Below are 26,315 nucleotides of genomic sequence, written 5' to 3'. Positions count from 1 at the left end.
AATAATATTCATGTTATTGTGCATTAAGTGAATGGTAATAAATAGGATATAAAATTAAAAAACTGAAAATTGAATCTTTTATTTCTTTTATAATTAATATAAAATTCTATATATATCATATAAATAAATTTGATACATAATGGTTCCATGTAGAAATGTTAATAGAATGAAGCGAGGGAGCGAAATGAGACAGAAAAAGGAGCAGAAGAAACAATCGAAAAAGAAAAAGACTCATATTCCTTTTCGGTTAAATGTACTATTTTTTATCGTCTTTCTTTTATTTTCAGCTATTATAATTCAATTAGGTAAAGTACAAATCATTGATGGAGAAACGTATAGAAATGAAGTGAACAAAAAGGAAGATGTAACGGTAAGTACACCTGTTCCTAGAGGGAAAATGTTTGATCGACAAGGTCAGGTGATTGTAAATAATAAACCACTACGAACTGTTACATATACGAAAATGAAAGGAGTAGATTCGAAAGAAGTTTTACAAGTAGCAAGACAGTTAGCCCAGTTAATTGAAATGTCGCCAGAGGATATAGACAAGTTAACAGAAACAGATAAAAAGGATTTTTGGATGCAGTTAAATGAAAAGCGGGCAGCAGAAAAAGTAACGAAAGAAGATGAGAGTAAATTTAGGAAGCAGGAGATAGAAGGGAAAGAATTAGATAAAAAAGTGGAAGAGTTACGTAGGGAAAGAATTACACAAGAAGAATTAAGCGAACTTTCAAAAGAAGACCTAGAAGTACTAGCTATTAAAAGCAAAATGAATGCGGGATATAAAATGACGCCGCAAATCGTTAAAAAAGATGTAAGTCAAAATGAATATGCAGTCGTAAGTGAAAGATTGGCAAGCTTGCCCGGAGTAGATACGACAGTAGACTGGGAACGTGAATACCCAAATGATAAAATACTTCGTTCTATTCTTGGTAGCGTTTCTACTGAAAATGAAGGATTGCCAAGGGAACAATTAGATTATTATTTAGTGCGTGATTATAACCGAAATGACCGCATTGGTAAGAGTTACATCGAAAAGCAATATGAAGACGCATTACATGGAACGAAAGAGCAATCTAGAAGCATTACAGATAAAGCAGGAAATATAATCCGGACAGAAAAAGTGACCGAAGGAAAAAGTGGAAATAATTTAATGTTAACAGTAGATATGGAGTTACAGAAAAAAGTAGAGGAAAGTCTTGAAAAGAATTTACGAGCATTTCATTCTGCAGAGCCGATGATGGATCGTGCATTCGTTGTAATGATGAATCCGAAAAACGGTCAAATTTTATCGATGGCAGGAAAGAAAATTGTAAATAAAGATGGCGGGGTGCAAATAGAGGACTATGCTTTAGGGACGATGACAAGTTCTTATGAGTTAGGGTCAACTGTGAAAGGGGCTACATTATTAGCCGGCTATCAAACTGACACAATTAAGCCGTATACACATTTCTTTGATGCACCTATGTATTTTAAAGGAAGCTCTAAGCCGAAGAAATCGTGGAAAGACTTTGGTGATATTGATGATTTAAGAGCTTTACAAGTTTCATCAAACGTATATATGTTTAATACAGCATTAAAGATGGCAGGTATAAATTATGTGCCAAACAATCCATTAGACATTAAACAAGAAACATTTAATAAAATGCGCTACTATTTTAGACAATTTGGTTTAGGTGTACCGACTGGTATTGACTTGCCGAATGAATCGATTGGTCAAATGGGTAGAACGGATAACATACCTGGTTTTTTACTTGATTATGCGATTGGACAGTACGATACATATACGCCGCTTCAACTTGCTCAATATATTTCAACCATTGCAAACGGTGGTTACAGAATGAAACCGCAAATTGTGCAAGAAGTGAGAGAACAACCACATAGACCAGAGGATGTTGGAAAAGTTATTCGATCTATTGAACCAGTTATTTTAAATCGAGTGGATATGAACACTTCATACATTAATCATGTAAAAGAAGGATTTAGAAGAGTTTTTCAAGAGAATGACGGAACAGGTACTGCAACGTTTAAAGGATTACCGTATAAACCAGCTGGAAAAACAGGGACAGCTGAAACTGTGTATGGCGGAGAAAGTGAAATTGGAAGAGATGAAAACAATAAACGAAAAAAATGTTATAATTTAACTCTTGCCGGTTATGCGCCGTATGATGCTGATCCGGAAGTAGCTTTTTCAGTTGTTGTACCATGGGTAAATGATGACAAATCAGGAATTAATTCCGCGATTGGTAAAGAGATTTTGGATGCGTATTTTGAATTGAAAGCGAAAAGAGCAGGTGGAAATCCAGTCCCAGTAGAGCAGCCGAACAAGGCCCAGTAAAAATAATATCACTGCATTGAGACATATGGTGCAGTGATATATTTTTTGATTTAAAAAGCGTTTGAATAAGGTGGGAATGGATATGAAACAGGAGATTAAAAGAGGTTGGGGGAAATACATACTCTTCGTGTTTGTTTTGGTAATAGCCTATCATTCTTTTACTTTATGTAAAGTGGAAGGGAAATCGATGCAACCGACTTTATATGAAGAAGACTACGTATTTGTAAATAAAGCAGCCGTACACTTTTCTGATTTAGAGCATGGAGAAATTGTCATTATAAAGGAAGAGGATGAATCGAAATATTATGTAAAACGAGTAATAGGACTTCCTGGTGACGTAATTAACATAACGAATGGATCTGTATATGTGAATGATAAAAAACAAGAAGAACCGTATACAAATAAAGATTTATTCAATAATACGCAAGTGTTTTATAACTTTCAAAAGACAAAAATCCCACCAAATAAATTATTTGTAATGGGAGATAATCGTGAACTTAGTAGAGATAGTCGAAACGGTTTAGGATATATTGAAGAAGATAATATAATAGGCAAAGTGGAATTTGTATATTATCCTTTTTCAAAAATGAAGATCATAGAATAAGTGGGGGTTTCTCTATCCCCACTTATTAACGTTTCACTTTATCTTCTTTAAAAAACCTTTTGGGTTAAACGATATGAAAAACTTATGCTTAGATTCATCGATTATGAAATTGTTGTTTGTAGCTAAAAACTCTTCAACCGCTTCCATTGGGCCAGGTCCCCAATCAGGAAGAAGCGGATTTCCATTAATAGAGGTATCTTCTACAATCATATAACTTCCAGTAGTGACGATAGATTTATATAATAAAAGTTCTTTGGATACATGCTCTTTACTATGATCAGAATCTAAAATAACTAAAATCACATCATCAGGTTTGCGCATACTTACTATTGTTTGGATGGCCTGTACAGAAACAGAAGAAGCTGTTAAATACGTAATCCGATTATGTGATGGCCGATTTGGCTGCGGAGTTATATCAATAGTAAGTACGTGACCTTTTCCGATTAAATCTAACATAGAAGCTAAATACAGTGCACTACCACCATGAAATGTCCCGCATTCAATAATTAAATCGGGCTTTAATTCGTAAATGATTTCTTGATACAAAAAGAGATCAGAGGGAAGTTTACAAATTGGAACACCGAACCAGTGTGTATCTTTAAACCACACAAGGCTGTCGTAATATTGGTTTAGAAATTCATTGCTTATATTATCGATTTTAAATTCTCCTTTCTATAAAGGATTCTCTCGTTTGACGTAAAGTGTTTACGCATGAAAGTTGTACTATATACTATGTGGTAAGGAATTGTAAGGCGAGTGTTTTTACTTAAAAATAAGCCAAATAACTCATGTGAAAATGAAAGGAAATGATTGTATGTACAAGTACACAATTTGTTTTATTAGAAAAAGCGATAAAATACTGCTATTAAATAGAAATAAAAAGCCAAATATGGGAATGTGGAATGGTGTTGGTGGAAAAATTGAAGATAATGAAACGCCATATGAAGGGATAATTAGAGAAACGCTTGAAGAAACAGGCATAGATCTTCCAAGTGTAACGTATAAAGGGAATGTGGTTTTTAAAAGTAAGGACGAGCCTCGGGGGAGTGAAGGAATGTATGTATTCCTTGCTGATCTGCCAGATGGAGTACATATGGACACGCCATTAAGTACGGCGGAAGGATTGTTAGAATGGAAAGAAATTGATTGGATATTAAATAAGGATAATAGAGGTGTAGTTACCAATTTACTAAAATACTTACCAATAGTATTAACAGAAGAAAATAAGTTAGAGCATATATTCACATATGATAACGGGAATATTATTACTTACACAACTTCATATTTGACAGATGATAATGCGAACAAACGGTATGAAAAACAACTCGTTTCTCAATAGAAAAAATATGACAACAATCACTCTTATAATCTAGTAGATTGCAATTAGATAAGAAGTGGGATGATATAACTTTTCTCATTATGAAAGAGTAGAGAACATACGTAAACGGAGCAAAAAGGAGGTGCTTTGCCACCTCCTTTTTGCTAGCTGCGAATCGCCTTAATCAGAAAACGATGTTGCGTCACATCAAAATACCTTTTTTGTAAGATGACTTTATGTATACGATATAATTCCTCATAATACCTTTCGACAGTAAAATTAGGGATTTGCCACGGAATTGCTTTTAAATAATAGACGATAGCGCCAATATCATAAAAGCGTTGGAAAGGGAATTCTTCTTTTGCTTCTAAGATAGTAAATCCATTTTCCTGTAGTTCATTACATGCCGCTTCAAGCGACCAACTTGCAAATTCGCTATTTAGTGGTGTGTCAAACTGTTCATTAAGTTCAGCGCAATCGAGACCACCAACTTGTTGTGTAAGGAACATTCCATTAGGAGAAAGAATTCTGTTTACCTCAGAGGCAGTATATGATTCATGTTGATTTATGATTAAATTAAATTGACCATCTTGAAATGGTAAAGCAGTATCATTAATCACTTCGACAACAGTAACTCCTAAAGGCTCTAATTTCTTCCGAGCAATTGGCAAGTTTGGAGCATAACCTTCAGTCGCATAAATAGTTGGCGGGAATGGTTGTAACATAGATAAAAACTCTCCGCCGCCAGTACCCATATTGAGCATTGATTCTGCATGCTGCATAAGCTGGAAAGCAGTACTGCCGTATGACCATGATAAAGGTTCGCTCTTCATTCGGCCAGTTTCTGAAATAAAAGAAAAATCCCAACCGCTAAAATTTGTATTAGCACTTTCTAATAAAGTTAAAAATAATGGATCACGTTTCATAATTGTATCCTCCTATTTTGTAAGTAAATGATATGGTGAGAAAAGAAAAAAGGAGGACCTCTTATGAAAGGGGAACGGTTTTACGTTTCGTGTTCGAATAGATTCATATAAATTCGCTCCTTGTAAGAATGGTTATTTATATATTCGGGATAAGTAAGTGAAAGTCCTTTGAATTTGTGAGGGAAAGTTTTGCTGGTCAATAATCGGGCCATAAAATGGGATAGCGCAATACATATTGATTATATGCATTTTCTACATTTTGAATTTTCTTAAATTACCTCTTGAACCTCTAGTTACTTTAGGTTTTAAAATGGGTTTATACTTTTAATAGGGGGATTTACATGAATACGGATAAAAAGTTTTCTATTGGAGAATTCTCGAAAAAAACGGGCATACCAATTCCTACTTTGCATTACTATGATGAAATTGGATTGTTACAACCAGAAAAGAATCCTTCTTCAGGGCACCGCATTTATAAATATCAAGATATTATAACCTTACAAAAAATTATAAGTTTAAAATTTCTAGGCTATAGTCTAGATAAAGTCGCTAATTTGTTACACGAATCAAGTTTTGGTGTTGATCTGAATGAAAGTTTGTCTCTCCATTTGCAAGTGTTAGAAAGAGAAAAAGAACAAATTGAGCAATCAATGCAAGCGATTAAAAGAGTAATGAAGTTAGTCGAAGAGGAATGTGAAATAGATAGTATAGTATTATTTAGTCTTATTTACGGTATGAATACAGAACATACACATAAAGAATGGATGAAACGTCATGAGTTAACGGATATCGTGGAAGAGTTATCAAAGAAACGAGAAGAAGATAAAATTGCTTTGAATCAAACGTTTATTCAATTGTCTAAAAAGGTTAAGCAATTATATGGTAAACCAGTCGAGGATTCGAAAGTACAAGAGATGGTAAAGGAATATATAGAAGAGTCTTTTTCATTTCTTAGTGAAGATTTGATACAAAAGTTAGCTAATACTAGTGTGGAAGAACTGGATATGCAAGAACTTGAAAATATGATACCTTCGCCTTTCACAGAAGATGAACAAAAATGGCTTAATGAAGCGATGGAATATTATGTGAAGCAAGTAGAAATGGAATAGGGATAGATTTTATGAGCAATGGTAGGTGGTTTAGCTTTATCGAAATAATACTATAGACCTTTCATTGAAGAAGTGGAATGTTGGAAAAATACGTTTGTTATTGCTGTATTTAAAAGAAAGAAATGCGTATGCTTTATTTTTGAAGCATACGCGTTTTTGTTTAAAATACTCAAAAACAAAAATCTTTTGGTAAAGTACCATTTTTAATCACCGTTCGTAACCCATGTTTTATAATCCAAGGATTAACTGGATGCTGTTTATCACGTAATTGCTGCAACCATTGAAAAACGAGTTCTTTATCTTCTTTCGTAATATCGTTAATATGATTGGCTACAGATTTTTGAACATATTTAGAATGGTCATTCATTAAAGGCTCAAGAAGCTGTAAATTGTACTTAAAGTCACCTTTCAGGGCTCCTATTTTTTTAGCCCAAGGAAGCCTTGGTCTTGTACCTTCAGAAACTAATCTTCTAATGTGGCTGTTTTCGTCATGAATCCACTTTTGTAATATGTTTAGTGTGTCTTCATGGTATGTTTGAAGAAAAGGCCGAATGGCATATTCAGCAGTATTCCTTTTCGTTATTTCATACATGGCGTTGAATGAGGTTTCAAATTCGTTAAGTCCATATTTTTCAACGTATTTTGCAATAGGCATGTACATATATCCGTTTGTAAATGTGCCTACTTCTGTTGTATTTTCTGGTCCTAATGTTTTCAGTAATATATGTATTGCTTCATTAAAATCTTTTTGTAAAGCATTGTGTAATTCATCTGCCATTACTTCAATACGCTGCTTTAGCTCTAAATTTTCAACGTTACATGTTACGGAAGATACAAAGTTTCTTTTAGAGAAAGTAGGATCGTGTTTACAAATAGAATCAGCCATTTTTTCTGCTAATTCTTCGTTAAATAAAAATTTTAGCGGAACATATTTACCCATTTTTTCACCTCAGTGGTCAGTTGAAAACAAGTTTTATTTTTTAATCGACAATCCATAAACTAAAGTCTCATTCGGAGTCGTAATACTAAAACCTGTCGTTTTATAATCAAGCTTCACCGTATCACCAGTGTAGTCTTTCGTAAATGAATCCATTTGTACGATAAGGTCTGCATCTTCATATACAACATCATCTGCAACATATGTATCCCAAATTAAATCGACATCAACGAAAATACTACAAGAGTTTGTCATTGTCCCTCTAATGCGAATGATTTTTTTATCTTCACGTTCTAATCTATGTATAGCTGCTATTGCTTCATCAGTAATGCGAATGTTCATTGTATCCCAACCTTTATTTATATTTCCTTTATTATTGCAAAAACAGAAGAAATAGGGAAGTAAAGAGGTTTGTAATAAAAAACGAGCAAACAAATTTGTTTGCTCGTCTCCCTTTATCCGACTTTAATGGGCAGTAAGACCCCCACCTCAAAATGCAGCGAAAGAAAAGAAGTTAGGTGGGGGATCAACTGCCCATAAAAGTCCGATTGGTGAGGGCTGATAATCCGTGGGGGATGAAGAAAACCCCCACGGATTAAAGTTTCACTTTATTTCAGTTCACATTTATCAAGTGGAATGACTTTTGTTTTTTTCGTAAATTTGTATCCTAACCAAAGTACTAAGAAGAGTGGTAAACCGATGTAAGAAACGAGTACGCCGTTCCAATCGATTGATTCACCCATAAATGCGCCGTAGTTTTGACCTAAAATTACGATGACGCAAAGTGCAAATGCGAAGATTGGTCCGAATGGGAACCATTTTGCTCTATAAGGTAAGTCATTTAAATCTTTTCCTTGTGCGATATATGCTTTACGGAAACGGTAATGACTAATTGCGATTCCAACCCATGCGATAAAGCCAGACATTCCTGATGCATTTAATAACCAAATGTATACAACACCGTCACCGAATAAAGAAGCAATGAAAGCGATACTACCGACAATCGATGTTACGATTAATGCGTTAACAGGTACGCCGCGGCTATCTAATTTACCAAGAAACTTTGGTGCTTTCCCTTGGCGAGCTAAATCCCAAAGCATACGAGTTGATGCATACATACCAGAGTTACCAGCAGATAGTACTGCCGTTAAAATAACAGCGTTCATAACAGAAGCAGCGAAGGCAACGCCCGCTTTTTCAAAAATAAGTGTAAATGGACTTACTGTTACATCACTTGCGGCAAGACTTTCAGTTGTATAAGGAATTAATAAACCGATAACGAGAATCGCAAGGATATAGAATAAAAGGATACGCCAAAAAATCGAACGAATTGCTTTCGGAATATTACGCTCTGGATCAGATGTTTCACCAGCAGCTACACCTAATAATTCAGTACCTTGGAATGAGAAACCAGCTGCCATAAATACACCGATAATTGCCATGATGCCGCCATTAAATGGTGCATCTGCAACAGTGAAGTTTTTAAATCCAACAGTTTCGCCGCCCATAATTCCGAAAATCATCATAAACCCGACAATTAAAAAGATAATAATTGTAGCTACTTTAATAAGTGCGAACCAATATTCAGATTCACCAAATCCTTTAACAGATAAGTAGTTTAAAAGGAAAATAATAGCTAAACATAATCCGCTCCAAATGAGGGAAGGAGTATCTGGAAACCAAAATTTCATAATTAATGTTACAGCCGCTAGTTCAGCAGCGATAGTAATTGCCCAGTTATACCAATAGTTCCATCCAAGTGCAAAGCCAAGTGATGGATCAACAAATTTTGTTGCGTACGTGCTAAAAGAGCCAGTAACAGGCATGTAAGCTGCGAGTTCAGCTAAGCTTGTCATTAAAAAGTAAACCATAATTCCAATTGCGGCGTATGCAATTAATGCACCGCCAGGTCCAGCTGAATGGATGACACCACCGCTGGCAAGAAATAGTCCGGTACCAATTGTACCGCCGAGAGAAATCATCGTAAGGTGCCTTGATTTTAGACCGCGTCTTAATTCACCTTTTCCTTTTGTAGCTTCTGTTTTAGAGGTAGCTTGATTCGTTGCGCTATTCATGTTCAACACTCCTTTTCTTGTAAGATAGGAAGGAGCGGGGGAGAAAAATACAAAAAACCGCCAAAGGAATTTGGCGGAACGTTTCACAAATAACCACCCCATCATACCCTTCCGTTAAGATAGCACCCCACGTTTACACGGTAATTTTGTAAACGTGACAGTTCTGTTCCTTTCGGAGACAGCCCCAGCTCATATTTCCAGAGAAGAAATATAAACTTCGGCAACTTTTCCTTTCAAACGGAGTCGGTGACTTTCTCTGTGTCTCGTCCGTTTTACTCTTAAAAGTCGCAACCTCTACCTCATCGGATTGATGAGGATTTGATATATTGCTAAGATTTTTAATATATGGCAATTGTAATGAGTTTCTGAATATATTGCAAGATATTTTGTAGGAAAAAATCAAAAAATATCGGTTATTGTATAGGAAACGCTTGCAAAACTCCACCCGAACCTACTATTATGTAACAATAAGCAAAGAAAAAATTGTTATACAAATGTTTCGCAAAAAATATTGAAAAACCCTTCAAAAATTAAAAGAAAATTCAGAAAATATAATTCGACATTCATAATCAGGTCATATTTTTTGATATAATTAGAGTAACGTGTAAGTAAAAAAGGGGAAATCAAAATGAAATTAGAAACAGAAAGGCTCTATATAGTGCCGTGTACAGAAGAGAGTATTCACGTTGCTAACGAGCAAGGATATAATAGTGGCCCACATATTGTAGGGCATGTAGAAAATGTAAGACAGGATAAGGATTTATTACCTTGGGGCGCGTGGTATGTCATTCGAAAAGAAGATGACATCGTTCTAGGTGATATAGGTTTTAAAGGGAAACCAAATGAGGAACATACAGTAGAAGTTGGTTACGGATTTATTGAGAAATATTGGAATAAAGGGTATGCGACAGAAGCTGTACAAGAACTAATAGATTGGGCTTTTCAGACAGGAGAGGTAGAAACGATTATTGCAGAGACGCTCCTTGATAATTATGGTTCGATTCGTGTGTTAGAGAAGTTACATATGAAAAGAGTAGATGCGACAGAAACAATGATGAATTGGAAAATAGAAAAAAACCGCTCGAAGTAAGTTGAGCGGTTTTTTAGTAATTAAGGTAGCATCTGTTTTTGATCATTCGGATATTGGGCTGTTGATGCGTTAGAACGATTGGAATGATTACGAACAGCAATGAAAATAGAAATAATAACGACAAGACCAACTGCGACGTAAGAAAGTGAGATAATAGTTGGATCTACTTTAAAAGTAGTAAGTAGTGTACGTATATTCGTAAAGATAATAAGACCACCAACTAATACGCCAAGTAAATGAGATGGTACGATACGTACTAGCCATGCAGCAATTGGAGCTGCGACAATACCACCAAGCATTAACGCAAATACCCAAACCCAGCTTACTTGTTCCCAGCCAAGTGAGATGAAGAAGCCAATTGTTGCAGCGAGTGAAACAGGAAATTCACTCGTATCTACAGATCCAATAACTTTTCTCGCTTCATTTCCTCTTGCTAGAAGAACAGGTGTCGTAATCGGTCCCCAGCCCCCACCACCAGTTGAATCAACGAATCCAGCGAATAAGCCAAGCGGAACAAGTTGTTTAGCTGACATACGTTTCTTTGAAGTAACAACTTGTTTTTGAATAATGAATCGTAATAAAATATAAACCCCTAAAGTAAATAAAAATACAGAAATGTACGGTTTAATTACATCGCCAGGTAAATTACTTAAAAAACATGCCCCAACAAATGCACCAATTGCTCCTGGTAATGTAAGCCTGGAAACGGTGTATTTATCAACGTTCCCAAATTTGAGGTGAGATGCACCAGAAGCGGCGGTTGTAACAACTTCAGCTAAATGAACAGATGCGGAAGCTACAGCCGGTGCGATACCAAACATTAGTAAAAGTGAGGTAGACGTTACCCCGTACGCCATTCCAAGCGCTCCATCGATCAATTGAGCGAAAAATCCAATAATAGCAAAGACAATTAATTTCTGCATAAATAATCCCCCTGTAATAGTAAATGAAAAAGGCACTTTTCCCGTATGAGAAAAGTGCCTTTGGTTTTTCCAATCAGCAATATTGAAATTTGTTTCATTATAATACATATTAATCGTATAAATCAACTAGGTTTTAAAGTTTTTTGAATTGAATGAAAGAAAAATAAAATATACAATAAAAGGATGGAGAGAAAGGGGAGAAAGACATGTTACGATTTGATCATCTCGTTCACGCAGTTCATGGCACACCGGAGGAAGCGGCAAAACAAATGCAGGAACTTGGATTTCATACGGCACTAGGCGGAGAGCATACTACTTGGGGTACTTGGAATAGTTTAAGTTATTTTGATTTATCATACATAGAATTTTTAGCAGTTCAACATGAAGAAAAAGCGAAAGAAGCAGAAAATCCGTTAGTACAAGAAACGGTAGTGAAATTACAAGATGGTGAAGGGATGCTGCAAATCGCAATTCGAACAGATACCATTGAAGAATTAGCAGATAAGTTTAGTAAATACGGTTTACAAACAATAGGACCATTTGAAGGGAAACGTATGAGAAAAGATGGCCGCCTTTTAGAATGGAAAATGTTATTTGTAAAGCAAGAAGAGAACGGGCCGAAATTACCTTTCTTTATACAGTGGAATGAAACAGATGAAGAAAGAAGAAAAGATTTACGTAACATTGGAACAATCACGGAACATAAAAATAAAGTACAACAAATTGAAACAATCCATTACGCAGTAAAAAATGTTCGAGAAACAGCACGGAAATGGAAAGCAGTCATGGAGCTAACTGCAACTCCAGTCATGAAAAATGAAGAATGGAATGCGGAGTGTCAAAGTGTATCGTTTGGTGACATTCAAGTACAGTTTTGTGAACCGATTGGAGAAGGTCTAGTACAAGAATACATAAAGAATTATGGTGAATATCCATTTGCAGTAGAATTTAAAGGGGAAAATAAACGAGAGTATGAAGTGTTAGGTAGTTTGTACATATATTGATAGAGGTGAACGCTTTGGAAGAAATACTTAGAGAGATAGAGAGAAAACTAGAATGGCCTCGTATTGTAAAGTGTACAGCTATTTCAAAAGGTTTTTCACATGAAGAGAAATATAAAATAAAATTAGAAAATAGAGTAACATATTTTGTAAAAGTATGTGATGCTGTTTATTTTGAACGTAAACAAGAAGAATATACGTATATGAAACAATTAGAGTTATTACATATTCCAACGCCGAAGTTAATTCATTTCATAAAACTTGAGGAATTAAATAAATGTGTTCAAGTATTTGAATGGGTCCAAGGTGTAAATGGTCAAGAAGGTTTAAGGAAGCTATCGGCGGAAGAACAGTATCATGCAGGAAGAAAAGCAGGAGAAGTATTAAAGAGGATTCACTCGATAGAAAAAGAAAGTGCAAGTAATAAATGGAAAACATCTAGATGGAATAAATACGAAAGATACATAGAGGCATTAGCAAATTACGAAGTGAATTTTCTAGATTTGAAGCCAGTATTAACCTTTGTAGACAATCATAAAGACTTATTAAAAAATCGTCCAATCACATTTTTACACGATGACTTCCATCCAGCAAATAGTATGATTCATAATAAGGAATTTATCGTTATCGATTTTGGTGGATATGATTTTGGCGATCCTATACAAGATTTTTATAACGTAGCGATTTTTACTACAAGAATAAGCAAACCATTTGCGGTTGGACAAGTCCATGGTTATTGCGGAGGGGAACCATCACTTCATTTTTGGAAACTGTACTCATTATATGCAGCAATGACATTCCCAGCGGATATCGTTTGGACAAACCGAAGCACGCCGCATTTAGTAGATGATATGAAGGAAAGATTGAACCAAATTTTAGAAGATCATAATCAATTTTCATCCTATATTCCAAAATGGTATCAATCAAGTGAATTTAATAAATAAAGGAGGAATTCATATGGACAAAATAGCAGTAATTTCAGATATACATGGTAATATTCCAGCTTTAGAATCTGTACTACAAGACATTAAATTGAGAGGAATCAAACGCATAATTTGTCTTGGAGATTTAGTAGGGAAAGGTCCTCATTCTAGCGAAGTAATTGAAATCATTCGTAAAGAATGTGAAGTAGTCGTAATGGGAAACTGGGATGATTTTATTACAAAGCCGACTGAATTTGAAGCATTAAAATGGCATCAAAAACAACTATCGGAAGAACAAAATGACTATTTAAGAAGCTTGCCATTTTCAATCGAGTTTTATATGAGTGGAAAACTCATTCGAATGTTTCATGCTTCACCGAGAAGTTTATATGAAAGAATACAACCACACGCTTCAAGAGAAGAGCGTATTAGTATGTTCGAAAACAGTGAGCTCACGGAGAATATAGAAGGAGAAAGAAAACCAGATGTCGTTTGCTACGGTGACGTTCACCAAGCATTCGTTCAAAATTTCAGAGGGAAAACGTTATGTAATGCTGGTAGCGTAGGAAATCCGCTTGAAATTACACAAGCTTCCTATTTAATATTCGAAGGAACTTACAATGAAAAAGAAGCAGCAAGCTTTTCCATCCAACTTGTACGTGTACCGTACGATATTGAATTAGCTATCAGGCTGGCAGAAGAGCTCGATATGCCAGAAATTGAAGAATACAAACAAGAGTTACGGACTGCTTTATATCGAGGGTTTAAGGGGAAGTAAGCTAATCAAAATATATCAACGATTTTTCAAATATATCTATCGTAACTTAAAATATATCAACGATTTTTTCGATTTATCGACGATTCGACATAGGATATCGACTTACCGACAAATAGTGACATAGAAAGTTAATTATAATTTTGTTATGTAAACTAAACGAAGGGGGAAATATCATGAACCGAAAACAACAAATTAAAGAAATTGTAGATCATATTTTAAAATTAAACTTAACTCACCCAACAAGAGTTGGAGTAAGCGGTATTACAGCATCAGGAAAAACAACATTTGCAAATGAATTAGCGGAAGAAATACACAATCAAAAGTATATGTATAGCCTTTTATTAATAGTTATAATTCTCGTATAATTATATTAGCTTTAGAAAGTGAAAAACGGGGGATAAGGCAATAAGAAACGCAAAAAGGGGAGAAAAATAGAATGAATGAAGTACTAGAATTAAAAGAAGAACTACTACAAATTAAAAATAATAATTATGCTGTACCAGAAGACGTAGATGCATATCCATATGCGCAGTGGATGCTAGATTATATCGGATCACCTGATGCTGAATTACGTGATGATTTAATTTATAGTACGCTTCACACATGGATTACAAATGATGTATTTAGACAAAAAGAATTACGGGGATTAATGCTACAAGCAATTAGTCCTGATTATTTATTTTATAAAATTGGTGAAAAGGGAACAGACTCTGTTTTTAAACGTGCATTCTCTGTATTAATTCCACCACTTATTTTATCTGTTCATGAAAGAGAACCGTTGTTATCAGAAGAACAACTATACAGTGTAGCAGAACAAGTGCTGGAATATGTATATTTAGAAGAAGATGTAAGAGGTTATGTAGAAGGAAAAGGATGGGCACACTCTACTGCACATGCAGCGGATGCGCTCGATGCGTTAGCACGTACAATACAAAATCGTGAGTTTTCATATGCGATTCTTGCAGCTGTTCGTCAGAAAGTTCGCCTAAATGACTATGTTTACATACACTTTGAGGATGAGAGATTAGTAACGCCAATTATGTCGTTACGTAATCAAAATCTTTTAACAGAAGAAGAGTGGAGCAACTGGTTACATAGTATAGCAATTGTTGAAGACATCCCGCATCCTCAGTATGATATTTTAGTACAAAATATTAGAGCTTTCTTAAGAAGTTTATATTTTAGAGTTTTAGAGACAGAGGGTAGCACAGCCTTTACAGATGATATTTTGGAAACTTTGAAGGATTTGCGTAGGTATTAAAAATCCATTTTGCTAAAAGGAAATTACATAAAACCAGCACCTCCCAACCATACTAATAAAATGTGTTGGAGGTGAGTTTAATGGACAAAAAAGATTTTGAAAAAGTGTATAATGATTATTTACATCAAGGAGAAGAACAAGCTCAATTTGAAGTAGGCCATGAAGTTAATACAGGAGCAGAACAAATTGTTGCCGTTCGTAAAAATGATGATGGGGATTTAATAGCGTTTAAAACAAGTAGCGGGAGAGAGTTAGATTATATGACTGCTCTTAGTGAAGCAAAATCAGGGAAGTTAGCTCATGTGGACGTATTTCATAAGTATGGCAGAGATATTATACGTAGCGAACCTGATGGAATAAAAGAAAATAACTTAGATAATTTACCTTCATTTTAAACGGGTAAGTCTTAAGAAGAGAATGTTCATTTGGATATTCTCTTCTCTTCTTTTCTTTCTTTACAAATAGACGGTTCATTTCTACAGTGCAATCATACTTTTAAAGAGCACTCTAAATTTTTCTTTATCTTCTGCTGTAAATGGTTTTGGTCCCTTTGTACGCTTACCGCTTTTTCGAACCATTGCACTTAAATATCGTGTTTGTAACAATTGTTCAATGTTATCATTCGTATACTTATAACCTTTATGGTGTAGTACGATACAGCCTTTTGCTAAAGCAAGCGAAGCAAGACCGTAATCTTGTGTTATGATTAAATCTTCTTTTTGGGCTAACTGCATAATTCGGTAATCCGCAGCATCTGCTCCAGAATCAACATAAATTGTTTCCACGCCTTTTGGCTGCTCTGCATTAGAATAATGAGAAAAGCTTGTAACGAGGGTAACAGGAATTTCTGCCTTCGTAGCTTCAAAAATAATTACATCTTTTACAGGACAAGCATCTGCATCAACATAGATTTTCATTGGTATCACTCCTATAACTAGGTTCGTGTTGATGATAATGGTAGATTTAGGTTTTGTCAAACGAGGATTTTGTATTTTAACTTACAAAAATTGTATATAATTAAAAATATATGTTAATATACAATTGGTGTAATAATAATAATTTTCAGAAATGGGGAATTGAATGATTTATAAAGCAGATAACAATGTAAGGCAAAAGTTAGTTGAGATGTTTGATGATTTCGATAGCACGATTGTACTTTCCTATCTCCAAGGGCATATGGGAAATGCGTGGGTAGACAATCTCGAAAATCCAACTGTTGCTCAAATAACTGTAGGAATTTTTGTGTTTTATGCCGGGAATCCAAACGCAGAAGAGGCGGAAGAATTATTATGTAATCTACCTGATTTTACTCTTGCCATTGTTGATTCGGATGAATGGAAAAAACGGATAGAGACTGTTCACAAAGGATCAATTGAGAAGTTTCAAAGGTTTAGATTTAATAAAAACCCCGGCGATTTAGATAAAGAATACATACGGGATATATTGTCTACATTACCTCAAAATTACGAAATGAAAAAAATTGATAAAGATATAGCAAAGTCATCTTCATTTCATGCACTCTCAGAAGATTTTACTAGTCAGTTTGATTCAATCGATGATTTTATTGATAGGGGCGTAGGGTACGCCATTTTAAATAAAGGACAAGTTGTTTCTGCTGCAACATCATTCAGTATATTTGATGATGGTATCGAGATTGAAATTGCGAGTCATCCTGAACATAGAAGAAAAGGTTTAGCTATGATTGTAGCATCTGCAATTATATTAGATTGTTTAGATAGAGGAAAATATCCTAGTTGGGATGGAGCAAATTCTGAATCTGTTGAACTAGCAAAAAAGCTAGGCTATACTTTGAAAGAATCTTATGATACATATTTTATTGAAATAAAAAAATGAACCAATACAAGTAATAAACTAAAGTGTTTTTTAGTTTATGTACTTAGTTAAAAATGAATTAAATTATATTGATGATATGCAAGGATACTACTTATTTTCCACAAACCAAAATAGCCTCCCGCAAACGAGAAATACCTTCCTCAATTTGATCAATATCCACTTTTCCATAAGATAAACGTATATAACCATCTTTCGCGCCGAAAATACTACCAGGCATAAAAGCAATTTCTTGTTTTAAGCTTTGCATAATGAGTTGTTTTTCGTTTATCGGTTCTTTTAATTTTCCCCATATATAAATACCACCAGTCGGGTTTGAAAAAGAGATTTTATCATGAAGTTTCTCGTTTAGGGCTCGAACGATAACGTCTCTTTTTTCTGCTAGCTGTTTTCGTAACGGTACGATATGCGACTGAAATGGCACAGTTTCGAAAAACTGCTGCATAAGCCACTGCGGGAAAATGCTCATACCTAATTCCATTTGGTGTCTTGCATCGGATAACCTTTCTACTACAGACTGCGGAGCGACGAGCCAGCCGACTCGTAAACCTGGTGCAATCATTTTTGATAAGGAATGTACATAAATGACTGTTCCATTTTCATCAATCGATTTCAAAGTAGGGCAAGGTTGTTTTTTTTCTAGCGTAAGTAAACTAGAAGGATCATCTTCAACAATCGCAATTCGTAAGTCTGCACAAAGGGATAGTAGTTTTTTTCTACGATTTGGATGCAGCATTGTGCCCGTAGGATTTTGGAAGTTTGGATTTAAAAAGATCATTTTAATACGATGCTTTCGATATAGCTCTTGCACATCATCTGGATTAATACCGTGTTCATCAACAGGTAATGGGAAAATACGAATACCCGCTGATTGGAATAAAGGTAAGGAATAACAGTGTGAAGGACTTTCGAAAGCAACAGCATCACCTGGATTTAATAAACATTGTACGATAAGGTGAAGTGCTTGCTGTGCGCCAGATGTAATCATAATGGATTGCTCAGTCGCTTCAACTTTTAAATATTCCTTCATATATTTCACTACCGCTTGTCTTAGCGGGAGGTACCCTTGCGGATGATCGTAACTTAATGAATGCGTTAACGGTTGTTCACGTAAAATCATTTGTAGCTGATCGTGAGGATAAAGATTACAACCGAGCTCTCCATTTGCAAAATCAATGATATTTTCATTTTGTTGTACTTCTGCCCGAATATGGCGAAGTAACGGTAAGTTTGGTAGGAACGTACCGCCTTCTACGAAATTTCTCCAGTTTGGCGTTAATGTCGGAGAAACGCCCCACATATGTGTACTCACGCGTGTTCCTTTACCAGTCGTACTTTCTACAATTCCCATAGCACGTAGTTCATTATAAGCAGTCGTTACTGTACTTCGGTTTACATTTAACTGCGTAGCTAATTTCCGTTCGGAAGGTAGGAAGCTACCTGGAGGAAGTTCTCCGTATGTAATACGTTTTTCAATAAAGTCAACAACTTGCTGATAAATAGGGATTTTACTGTCACTATCTAGCTTCCATTCCATAAAAAACGCCTCCGTATCTCTTATATACATCCAGTATAGCAAATTGGCTGGGTAAAAAAACAGCCAATTGGACGGTGTTTTATCCAGCCAATTTTACTATGCTAAATAGGGAAGGGGAGATTCGGATGAAACGATGGCAAATGGAATGGCTCCTAGTATCAGTTGCATTAGTATGGGGAGCAAATTATACAATAGGAAAGTATGGTGTGGCATTTATGTCATCCATTCAATTTAATAGTTTACGATTTTTAGTAGCATCACCGGTATTATTACTTATTACTTTTATGATGGAACGCTCATTACGTATTGAAAGAAAAGATTGGCTACGATTAGTAGCAGTCGGCATCGTTGGAACGACAATGTATCAAACGATGTTTATGCTATCTGTGAAATATACTTCAGCAACGAACGCCTCATTATTAATTGCGATGTCACCTATATTTACAGGGATATTAGCAGTATTACACAAACAAGAACGTTTTTCGATGAAAGTACAAATTGGTTCAATAGTAGCGTTTATTGGTGCAGCATTCGTTTTATTAACAGGACATACAGGAGGAGCTACTTACGAGTATGCGTGGCTTGGAAATGTAATTGGATTAGTCGCAGCAATTGCTTGGGGATGGTATCCAATATTAGCACAACCTCTTATTACAAAATACTCCGCAATGAGAGTCACATCTTGGTCTACTTTAATTGGAATTGTACCTCTCGTTATATATTGTTTATTCAACGTAAATACATTAACGTGGCCAGTAGATACGCCAAGCTGGGGATCACTAGCATATTCAATTGTCTTTGCGACCATCTTCGGACTTGCAATGTGGTATGTCGGTATTAGTCAAATAGGCTCAACGAAAGTAATGGTTTATATGTATCTTGTACCGTTGTTCGCAGTTATTTTTGCGGCAGTAACAATAGGAGAGCAAATCAATATGATGCAACTGGTTGGCGGACTTATTATCTTTGTGGGTCTATATGTTGTAAAAAAAGGCGGAATCCAAAAGCCAGCTCTCAATTTGAAAAAGGTAAGCTAACAGTAAAAATGATCTCTTTCATATAGAAGGAGATCATTTTTCATTTCGTAATAAAAGTGCTTGTTCAATCGCCCATTTTTGATGATCGTGAAGTAAATATTCTATAGCATGTAATGGAGACATCCACCTTAAAACATGATCCTCCTCACAGTTTCCAGTTCGTTTCTGCACCATGTTCGCAATATAAAAGAACCCATCGTTTAAATAATAAGTATCTTCTTTTTCCGCATAAAAATATCGCATTGCATTACCGATATATTGATTAATTTCAATTGCCCATCCTAATTCCTCTAGTAGTTCACGATGTAAGCATTCATCTTTTGTTTCGGTACCTTCCATACCACCGCCGGGTAAAAAGTAGCGTTCTCCTTTTTGGATAATAGCAATGTTTGAAGAAGTTGAGTTAAAAATAATTGCATAACAACTAGGCCGTAATACATATTGCTCAGTAGGCTTTTTATAGCCAAAAGTAAGTTTAGATATCATAAAACACGTCACCTCTCTATAAAATACATAAAATGGATAATAAGGTAAAAATGGAATTGTATAAGTATAATCTTACGAGATTGGAGTGATAACAAAATGATAAATCGAAAGTGTTCGCGCTGTAAAGAAATAACAGGTACATTGCACGGTGGTAAAAAAATTAAGGAAGAATTTTTATGTGAAGACTGTTTGCAAAAAGGAATTGCGAGTGGGGAAATCGAATTATCACAAGTGGAAGAAAAACAAACTTCATATCTTTCTATAAAAATATTAAAAATAATGAGTGTGATTTATTTAATAGGATCAATTTTAATGGCTTTTTCAACTGGTCCATTTATACATAATCTTGGGTTTGATGAAATATCTATTTCGGGATCGGAATTAGGTTTAATAAGTATTGTTATGTTAGGTTCTATATTTCAGTCAGTTCTTGTATTTTGCGGGATATGGGTATTTATCCTTTTAGTAGAAACAGTCATTAAAATGTATGAAAAAATGAAGTGAGTGAGAGGGAGAAACGTATGCGAGTAAGAAACATCCAAGGGGAAGATTATGTAAAGATTCATTCTGTTTTAAATGATTGGTGGGGCGGGAGAGACATGGCTGCTATGTTGCCAAAATTGTTTTTCGTTCACTTTCAAGAAACGAGTTTTATCATTGAAGAAGATGGCGAAACGTTAGGTTTCTTATGCGGATTCTTTTCACAAACGCATAAAGAGGAAGCGTACGTTCATTTTATCGGGGTAAATCCGAAGTATAGAAGAAGAGGAATTGCATCGACATTGTATTCGTATTTCTTTGATGTCGCACGTGCAAATAATCGTAAAGTTGTAAAAGCAATTACGTCACCAGTTAATAAAAAATCGATACAGTTTCATCAAGAAATCGGTTTTCGAATTGAGGCTGGGGACGATGAGATAGAGGGTGTATCGGTACATACAAATTATGATGGGAACGGTGGGAGTAGAGTTTTATTTTTGAAACATGTGTAAAAGTAGGCTAGCGAATAGTTAGCCTTTTTGTTGTGAGGGGATAGAAGTATGGAGAATAAACAAAGTAGATATGAGTATGTAAGACGCATACATAAGGTTCAAGATTATATAGAATCAAACATAGATAGTTCACTATCTATTGAAGAACTAGCCGATGTAGCAGGATTTTCAAAGTATCATTTTCATAGAATTTTTAAAGGGATAGTAGATGAACCATTATCTCGGTATGTAAACCGATTGAAACTGGAAAGGGCAACAAACCTTCTTACATACCGTTCGGATATGACGATTACTGACATCGCTTACCATTTTGGTTTCACAGATTCGGCAGTTTTCTCCCGTACATTTAAAAATTATTACGGAGTAAGTCCGTCTCAATATCGAAACTATAATAGCAAGAATTGCAAAGACTTAAGAAGAACTTCTCAATACAATGAATGTAAGAAGGTTCGAGGGAATGTTGAAATTGTAACAGTGGATGATATAAACGGCGCATACATAAGACATACAGGTACATATGAAGAGTTAACTATAGCTTTTCCAAAAATGATAGAGAAATTATTTCATTACGCAGCTAAGCAAAACTATCATGTATTTGAGGATACGAAAGTATTAACCATTTACCACGATCATCATGAATTTACAGAGGACTATCAGTTAAGGACTAGTTTATGTATAACAATTCCGGATGAATCCGCAGTAGAAACGAGCGACATTGGAATAATGGTAATACCTTCAGGCAAGTATGCAGTAGGGCATTTTGAAATATTCCAAGATGAATATAAAGGAGCATGGGATTTTATATACGGTGAATGGCTACCAAATAGCGGATATAAACCGAGAGATGCGTATCCTTTTGAAATGTATAAAAATGACCCAAGGCAGCACCCAGAAAATAAACATATAGTTGATATATATGTACCTATCGAACCTTTTTAATTATAGGTTAAAGGGGAAGGAATAATGAAAACTGCTGAAAAGTTAGATCAGATTATACAAGAAGAATATAAAAACATGAATGGTATGTTAGTAGTGCAGAAAGGTAATGTTATTTTTGAAAACTATTATAACGGGCATGATCCAGATGATGCATTTCATGTAGCGTCAGTCACAAAAACGATAATCTCGGCCCTAATTGGGATATGTATAGATAAAGGCTATATAAAAAGCGTTGATCAAAAAGTAATAGAGTTTTTTCCTGAATATAAACGTAAGGAATCTGAAATAACAGTGCGACACTTACTTACAATGACAGCTCCATATCCTTTTGTAGACTGGCAGGAACCGTTAGAAGAATTATGTACACAACCAGACTGGGTACAGTATACACTTCATAGAATGGGGAACGGCGGAGAGATTGGAACTTTTAAATATTCATCTGCAGGAGCGCATGTACTATCAGCAATTATCACGAGTGCAACAGGAAAAAGTGCGCGTGAATTTGCGAATGAACAGCTATTTCAGCCACTCGACATGAGAGAAATTCCAAACTACAATATGAAAGCGTTTGGATTTGATGACTTATTCGGAAAAGATGTAAAAGGATGGGTTCATGATCCAAATGGTATTTCGACAGGCGGCTGGGGACTAACGTTAACAGTTAAAGATATGGCTAAGTTTGGACAGATGTATTTGAATGAAGGTATTCATAATGGAAAACAAATTTTATCAAAATCATGGATAAAAGAATCGACAACAATGAACCAAAATCAATATGGTTACTTATGGTGGTTACGAGAAGAGGATGGAATCTTTTCATACTGTGCAATGGGTGATGGTGGGAATGTGATTTGTTGTATTCCGAAGCAGGATTTGGTTGTAGTAATTGCTTCTGAAGTTATACCAAATGCACGGGATAGATGGGAATTAATTGTGAAATGTATTCTTCCTTGTATACGGTCAAATAAATAATTTTAGTAAAAAGATGGTGTGAATTGGAGTTTCATACCATCTTTTTGTTTTATGACGAAAAGTTCAGGGGAATGTAAGAGAAATATTAAAAAATGTAAATATTAGGTTTTATAGGTATGAGGTTATTTTTTTTATGTATAATGAGGACAAGGCCTAAAAATACTTAAATATTTAAGTGAATATTTTAAAAAGGGAGATTAAGTTTATATGAAAAGCTTACTTCAAAAAACTTTAGCTGTTACAGGACTAACTGCTTCTTTATTAGGTATGGTTTCTTCCGTTTCATTTGCTTCGATTAGTTGGGATAATAGTGCAAGCTGGTCAGGATCCGGATCAAAAGCTAGGGCAACTGCCTACACTGCAAAATCAAATGAACCTTTTATGTACAAAATGATTGTAAAAGCTAAATTTAGTGATGGCTCTTTTAATAAAGCAGAAGTGGATGATGCACGAATATCAGATCGTATAAATGTTGAAGTTTCATCCAAAGGGAAAGTGAAGGGTGGTTATTCGGAGCATGAATGGTTAGTCGTGGAGGATGATAGTGCGTACGCCTATAAGGAAATGGTAATTAAATAAAAATCAACAAAACCGTGAAAAAGGATATATATTTTTTTCACGGTTTTTAAAATGAGGAGGATATATGAATCTAGTATTAAAAGAAATAGTGGTGAACAAAGCGATATTCAGTATGTTATTTATTGCGTTTGTATTGACAATATGGCCGATACTTATCGCAATGTCGACGAAAGATTATTATGATGAGAGATTTTATGATAGTAAAAATGGTTATTTTAATTATTACTATTCCGTTCAACTTACTAATATGGGGGAATTCAATTTCAAACAACTTCAGACGTTAGTAAAATCTGATTTTAAAAATGCTAGCGTTATTACAAATGATATTCGTATTACTATTCCAGATATCGGGCGAATAACAATGAATGGTCTCCTTAATAAAAATTGGTCTCCACCATTGCTAAAAGGTTCTCAGATGGAACAAGATGAAGAAAATAGTGTAATAGTGGGGAAGAAAATTTATAAAAATACGGAAACAATAAAACTATTTAATAAGGAATATACAGTTAAAGGCGTAGCAGGAGTAAATACCGAATATGAATATGATATGAAAATTTATGTCTCTTTACATGACATGCCAGATGAAGTGAAACAAATGATACAAAATGAAAAGACATTCCAAATGATCGTTCGTTCTAACGAAAACCCTAAAGAAGAGATAGAAACTTTCATACAGCATGTAAAGCAGAACAATAAAGATATAAATGCCAAAGTGATTAGTGAAAAAGAGAACTATGAGAAGGAAAAAAACTCAAGTGAAGCCGTAGAAGAGTTACTCAGTTTTCCATATAGGCTTTTATGTATAGCTTTCATTACCAGTATAATAGTAAGTTATTATTGGATTTATACGAAAAAAAAAGGTTTGTCGTTAAGGAAGGCTTTGGGAGCAAGTAATATAAATCTTTTTATTTTTATATTTAGTCAATTATTTTTATGTGCAATCACCGCATCAGCCTGTGCGATATGCATACAATGGATTTTTAAAACTTTGAGTGAAAATATTTTAGAGTTTACAAGTTATAGCATTAGTTTACAGTCTACTCATATTGTAATGTGTGTATTTCTTTCACTTACTATAGCTTTTATCCTCTCTGTAATACCAATTGTATATGTGCTGAAAAGTGAACCTGCTAAAGCATTAAAGGAGTAAAAAAGATGAGAATAAAAAGTGCGTTCCTAGCATTAAAAAAGAGATTTCTATTTTCGGTACTTCTTCTAATTCAGATTACATTTGGATTAGCAACTATAACGAGTTCAATTAATGTATTTTATAACTTACATCATCTAAACGATAAATCCAGCTCAGTATTAAATGTGGATAAAACATATTTAATTAATTTTAAAACGACGGCAGATAGGTTACAAAGCAAAAAATTTAATAAAGAACAAATTCAAGAAGTTTATAAAACGATTCAACAAAATAAAGATGTGATTTCGTATGGTACATACGAGGAGAGAGTTATTGAAATAGAGTCAAGTAATAGACCACTTCAAACCAGTATGATCAATGATTTGAAACATAAAACGTATCACGATGACAGACCTACTATTAAAACAATTTTTGTAGATGAAAATTACTACAAATTGTTACATTTACCTTTGAAATTTGAAGAAGGCTTCTTACATGAAGATTTTCAAAAAAATAGTGAAGAGAAAACAAAGGTGTTAATGGGTTCTTACTTTAAGAAATATTTTCAAGTTGGGGATACAATTAATAATCAATATACAATTATAGGATTTTTGCCAGAAAATAAATTTATCGTAAATAATAATACGACCAACACATATTTGAAGTTGGATTACGCAATGATAATGCCTATGTCATCTAATAGATATGAAAAATATGAAGCGATGTTTTTAAGACTACATCAAAGTACGGTTTTATATTTAGAAAAAGGTGCAGATATAAAGAAATTAGAAGAATCAATTCAACTTAAAGGAAACGATGGTACGTTTTATTTAAAAAGTTTAGGTGAAGAAATAAATGAAGGGGTTACTCTTGATAGCTATTCTGAAATACCTCAACTTATAGTCGGAATCTTATTTATTTTATTCTCAATCGTCGGAATTGTAGTAACGACTATTATTTCTATCTTGATGAGAAAGCGGGAATTTGGTATAAAAATAGCTTTTGGCGAAAGTAAATTTGGAATGTTTATTCAAATTGTTTTAGAAAATATTATTGTAGCAATAGTTGGCTTAGGGATGTCATTAGTTTACTTTTCATGGAGATATGGGGCTCTATTGCAAATGTCAAAGGATATAAAAACAGTAACGGTATTAGACTTTAAATTGGATATGCCTATATTATTTTTAGTATTTCTATTCTTATTACTGATTATCATTGTCTCGAATCTAATTGTCTTCTTATTTATTAGAAAGCTTGAACCGAAAACATTAATAGGTGGGATGGAATAATGGGATTAATTGAACTAAAAGATATTAAGAAGGTGTATAGTAATAAGAATCACAATACGTTCGCGTTAAACGGTATAAATTTAACAATAAATAAGGGCGAAATGATAGCGGTAATGGGTCGGTCAGGTTCAGGGAAAAGTACTCTATTAAATGTTATCGGGTTAATTGATATACCAAATGCGGGTGAATATACGTTAAATGGAAAATCATTAACTGAAATT

Annotated in this window: 30 protein-coding genes and 1 riboswitch; of the genes, 21 read left to right on the top strand and 9 right to left on the bottom strand. The window is 34.5% G+C overall.

From position 1 onward, the window contains the following. Positions 1–184 precede the first annotated feature (184 nt). The gene (locus tag ACTFNE_RS08915; RefSeq protein WP_270705886.1) at positions 185–2,338 is read left to right on the top strand and encodes a penicillin-binding protein 2; all 2,154 of its coding nucleotides are present in this window, start codon (positions 185–187) and stop codon (positions 2,336–2,338) included. Between the two features lie 82 nt (positions 2,339–2,420). Beyond that, positions 2,421–2,942 (top strand): signal peptidase I, encoded by a 522-nt coding sequence (gene lepB / locus ACTFNE_RS08910; RefSeq protein WP_000806877.1) that lies wholly within the window; start codon positions 2,421–2,423, stop codon positions 2,940–2,942. Positions 2,943–2,975: 33 nt separating this feature from the next. On the opposite strand, the gene ACTFNE_RS08905 is transcribed toward lepB, so the two are convergent. Then, positions 2,976–3,599 (bottom strand): cephalosporin hydroxylase family protein, encoded by a 624-nt coding sequence (locus ACTFNE_RS08905; protein WP_270705913.1) that lies wholly within the window; start codon positions 3,597–3,599, stop codon positions 2,976–2,978. A 157-nt stretch (positions 3,600–3,756) separates the two neighbouring features. Here ACTFNE_RS08905 and ACTFNE_RS08900 point away from each other — a divergent pair, with 157 nt between their 5' ends. Further along, positions 3,757–4,281, top strand: a complete 525-nt coding sequence (locus ACTFNE_RS08900; protein ID WP_270705884.1) for an NUDIX hydrolase — start codon at positions 3,757–3,759, stop codon at positions 4,279–4,281. A gap of 143 nt (positions 4,282–4,424) precedes the next feature. Here ACTFNE_RS08900 and ACTFNE_RS08895 read toward each other — a convergent pair whose 3' ends face one another. Continuing rightward, complete coding sequence (locus ACTFNE_RS08895) at positions 4,425–5,186, bottom strand: methyltransferase domain-containing protein (RefSeq protein WP_270705882.1); 762 nt, start codon at positions 5,184–5,186, stop codon at positions 4,425–4,427. 341 nt (positions 5,187–5,527) lie between these two features. On the opposite strand from ACTFNE_RS08895, the gene ACTFNE_RS08890 reads away from it, so the two are divergent. Beyond that, complete coding sequence (locus ACTFNE_RS08890; protein ID WP_270705881.1) at positions 5,528–6,295, top strand: MerR family transcriptional regulator; 768 nt, start codon at positions 5,528–5,530, stop codon at positions 6,293–6,295. Positions 6,296–6,464: 169 nt separating this feature from the next. Here the strand turns inward: ACTFNE_RS08890 and ACTFNE_RS08885 are convergent, their stop codons facing one another. From ACTFNE_RS08885 to ACTFNE_RS08875, 3 genes are all read right to left on the bottom strand, one after another. Further along, on the bottom strand, positions 6,465–7,235 hold the full coding sequence (locus ACTFNE_RS08885) for a DNA alkylation repair protein (protein ID WP_270705880.1): 771 nt from the start codon (positions 7,233–7,235) through the stop codon (positions 6,465–6,467). Positions 7,236–7,268: 33 nt separating this feature from the next. Continuing rightward, positions 7,269–7,574: an iron-sulfur cluster biosynthesis family protein gene (locus ACTFNE_RS08880; RefSeq protein ID WP_001026159.1), complete on the bottom strand. Its 306-nt coding sequence runs from the start codon at positions 7,572–7,574 to the stop codon at positions 7,269–7,271. A 266-nt stretch (positions 7,575–7,840) separates the two neighbouring features. Beyond that, positions 7,841–9,307 carry an amino acid permease gene (locus ACTFNE_RS08875; protein WP_001083374.1) on the bottom strand — a complete coding sequence of 489 codons (1,467 nt, stop codon included), beginning with the start codon at positions 9,305–9,307 and terminating at the stop codon, positions 7,841–7,843. 112 nt (positions 9,308–9,419) lie between these two features. Then, positions 9,420–9,612, bottom strand: a riboswitch (Lysine riboswitch). A gap of 323 nt (positions 9,613–9,935) precedes the next feature. On the opposite strand from ACTFNE_RS08875, the gene ACTFNE_RS08870 reads away from it, so the two are divergent. Then, entirely contained in the window at positions 9,936–10,397 is a 462-nt protein-coding gene (locus ACTFNE_RS08870) for a GNAT family N-acetyltransferase (protein WP_046199313.1), read from the top strand. Positions 10,398–10,417: 20 nt separating this feature from the next. On the opposite strand, the gene ACTFNE_RS08865 is transcribed toward ACTFNE_RS08870, so the two are convergent. Then, positions 10,418–11,428: a sulfite exporter TauE/SafE family protein gene (locus ACTFNE_RS08865; protein ID WP_270705879.1), complete on the bottom strand. Its 1,011-nt coding sequence runs from the start codon at positions 11,426–11,428 to the stop codon at positions 10,418–10,420. Positions 11,429–11,526: 98 nt separating this feature from the next. On the opposite strand from ACTFNE_RS08865, the gene ACTFNE_RS08860 reads away from it, so the two are divergent. From ACTFNE_RS08860 to ACTFNE_RS08835, 6 genes are all read left to right on the top strand, one after another. Further along, positions 11,527–12,324: a VOC family protein gene (locus ACTFNE_RS08860; RefSeq protein WP_046199311.1), complete on the top strand. Its 798-nt coding sequence runs from the start codon at positions 11,527–11,529 to the stop codon at positions 12,322–12,324. A gap of 14 nt (positions 12,325–12,338) precedes the next feature. Continuing rightward, entirely contained in the window at positions 12,339–13,265 is a 927-nt protein-coding gene (locus ACTFNE_RS08855; RefSeq protein ID WP_270705878.1) for an aminoglycoside phosphotransferase family protein, read from the top strand. Between the two features lie 13 nt (positions 13,266–13,278). Beyond that, complete coding sequence (locus ACTFNE_RS08850) at positions 13,279–14,022, top strand: metallophosphoesterase family protein (RefSeq protein ID WP_046199309.1); 744 nt, start codon at positions 13,279–13,281, stop codon at positions 14,020–14,022. Positions 14,023–14,195: 173 nt separating this feature from the next. Continuing rightward, positions 14,196–14,387, top strand: coding sequence for a uridine kinase (locus ACTFNE_RS08845; protein WP_001080539.1), 192 nt, complete (start codon positions 14,196–14,198; stop codon positions 14,385–14,387). A gap of 71 nt (positions 14,388–14,458) precedes the next feature. Further along, positions 14,459–15,283, top strand: a complete 825-nt coding sequence (locus tag ACTFNE_RS08840) for a DUF2785 domain-containing protein (protein ID WP_001006678.1) — start codon at positions 14,459–14,461, stop codon at positions 15,281–15,283. A gap of 80 nt (positions 15,284–15,363) precedes the next feature. Continuing rightward, positions 15,364–15,678, top strand: a complete 315-nt coding sequence (locus ACTFNE_RS08835; RefSeq protein ID WP_000358178.1) for a DUF3892 domain-containing protein — start codon at positions 15,364–15,366, stop codon at positions 15,676–15,678. Between the two features lie 81 nt (positions 15,679–15,759). Here the strand turns inward: ACTFNE_RS08835 and ACTFNE_RS08830 are convergent, their stop codons facing one another. After that, positions 15,760–16,200 (bottom strand): YaiI/YqxD family protein, encoded by a 441-nt coding sequence (locus ACTFNE_RS08830; RefSeq protein ID WP_000708752.1) that lies wholly within the window; start codon positions 16,198–16,200, stop codon positions 15,760–15,762. Positions 16,201–16,363: 163 nt separating this feature from the next. On the opposite strand from ACTFNE_RS08830, the gene ACTFNE_RS08825 reads away from it, so the two are divergent. Next, positions 16,364–17,137 (top strand): GNAT family N-acetyltransferase, encoded by a 774-nt coding sequence (locus tag ACTFNE_RS08825; RefSeq protein WP_270705877.1) that lies wholly within the window; start codon positions 16,364–16,366, stop codon positions 17,135–17,137. Positions 17,138–17,228: 91 nt separating this feature from the next. On the opposite strand, the gene pdxR is transcribed toward ACTFNE_RS08825, so the two are convergent. Next, complete coding sequence (gene pdxR, locus ACTFNE_RS08820; RefSeq protein ID WP_076856480.1) at positions 17,229–18,671, bottom strand: MocR-like pyridoxine biosynthesis transcription factor PdxR; 1,443 nt, start codon at positions 18,669–18,671, stop codon at positions 17,229–17,231. 125 nt (positions 18,672–18,796) lie between these two features. On the opposite strand from pdxR, the gene ACTFNE_RS08815 reads away from it, so the two are divergent. Continuing rightward, complete coding sequence (locus tag ACTFNE_RS08815; RefSeq protein WP_270705875.1) at positions 18,797–19,708, top strand: DMT family transporter; 912 nt, start codon at positions 18,797–18,799, stop codon at positions 19,706–19,708. Positions 19,709–19,741: 33 nt separating this feature from the next. Here the strand turns inward: ACTFNE_RS08815 and ACTFNE_RS08810 are convergent, their stop codons facing one another. Next, positions 19,742–20,194 (bottom strand): NUDIX hydrolase, encoded by a 453-nt coding sequence (locus tag ACTFNE_RS08810; RefSeq protein ID WP_270705873.1) that lies wholly within the window; start codon positions 20,192–20,194, stop codon positions 19,742–19,744. 96 nt (positions 20,195–20,290) lie between these two features. On the opposite strand from ACTFNE_RS08810, the gene ACTFNE_RS08805 reads away from it, so the two are divergent. The 8 genes from ACTFNE_RS08805 to ACTFNE_RS08770 all read left to right on the top strand — a co-directional run. Then, entirely contained in the window at positions 20,291–20,698 is a 408-nt protein-coding gene (locus tag ACTFNE_RS08805) for a DUF3980 domain-containing protein (protein WP_270705871.1), read from the top strand. Positions 20,699–20,715: 17 nt separating this feature from the next. Then, positions 20,716–21,186 (top strand): GNAT family N-acetyltransferase, encoded by a 471-nt coding sequence (locus tag ACTFNE_RS08800; RefSeq protein ID WP_001266047.1) that lies wholly within the window; start codon positions 20,716–20,718, stop codon positions 21,184–21,186. Positions 21,187–21,234: 48 nt separating this feature from the next. Continuing rightward, a complete protein-coding gene (locus ACTFNE_RS08795) occupies positions 21,235–22,125 on the top strand; it encodes an AraC family transcriptional regulator (protein WP_270705870.1) in 891 nt (296 codons plus the stop codon). A 24-nt stretch (positions 22,126–22,149) separates the two neighbouring features. Further along, entirely contained in the window at positions 22,150–23,097 is a 948-nt protein-coding gene (locus ACTFNE_RS08790) for a serine hydrolase domain-containing protein (RefSeq protein ID WP_270705869.1), read from the top strand. Between the two features lie 207 nt (positions 23,098–23,304). Continuing rightward, positions 23,305–23,676 (top strand): hypothetical protein, encoded by a 372-nt coding sequence (locus tag ACTFNE_RS08785; protein WP_270705868.1) that lies wholly within the window; start codon positions 23,305–23,307, stop codon positions 23,674–23,676. A 64-nt stretch (positions 23,677–23,740) separates the two neighbouring features. Next, positions 23,741–24,826 carry an ABC transporter permease gene (locus ACTFNE_RS08780; RefSeq protein WP_270705866.1) on the top strand — a complete coding sequence of 362 codons (1,086 nt, stop codon included), beginning with the start codon at positions 23,741–23,743 and terminating at the stop codon, positions 24,824–24,826. Between the two features lie 5 nt (positions 24,827–24,831). Continuing rightward, complete coding sequence (locus ACTFNE_RS08775; RefSeq protein ID WP_270705865.1) at positions 24,832–26,094, top strand: ABC transporter permease; 1,263 nt, start codon at positions 24,832–24,834, stop codon at positions 26,092–26,094. Further along, on the top strand, positions 26,094–26,315 hold a 222-nt coding region (locus ACTFNE_RS08770; RefSeq protein WP_439997976.1), incomplete at its 3' end, for an ATP-binding cassette domain-containing protein. The genes ACTFNE_RS08775 and ACTFNE_RS08770, both read left to right, overlap by 1 nt.

It is taken from the genome of Bacillus cereus group sp. MYBKT111-2 (assembly GCF_051915205.1).
Taxonomy (GTDB): domain Bacteria; phylum Bacillota; class Bacilli; order Bacillales; family Bacillaceae_G; genus Bacillus_A; species Bacillus_A paranthracis.
The sequence above is the reverse complement of the archived record's forward strand: the minus strand, read 5'-3'. Positions and strand labels throughout refer to the sequence as shown.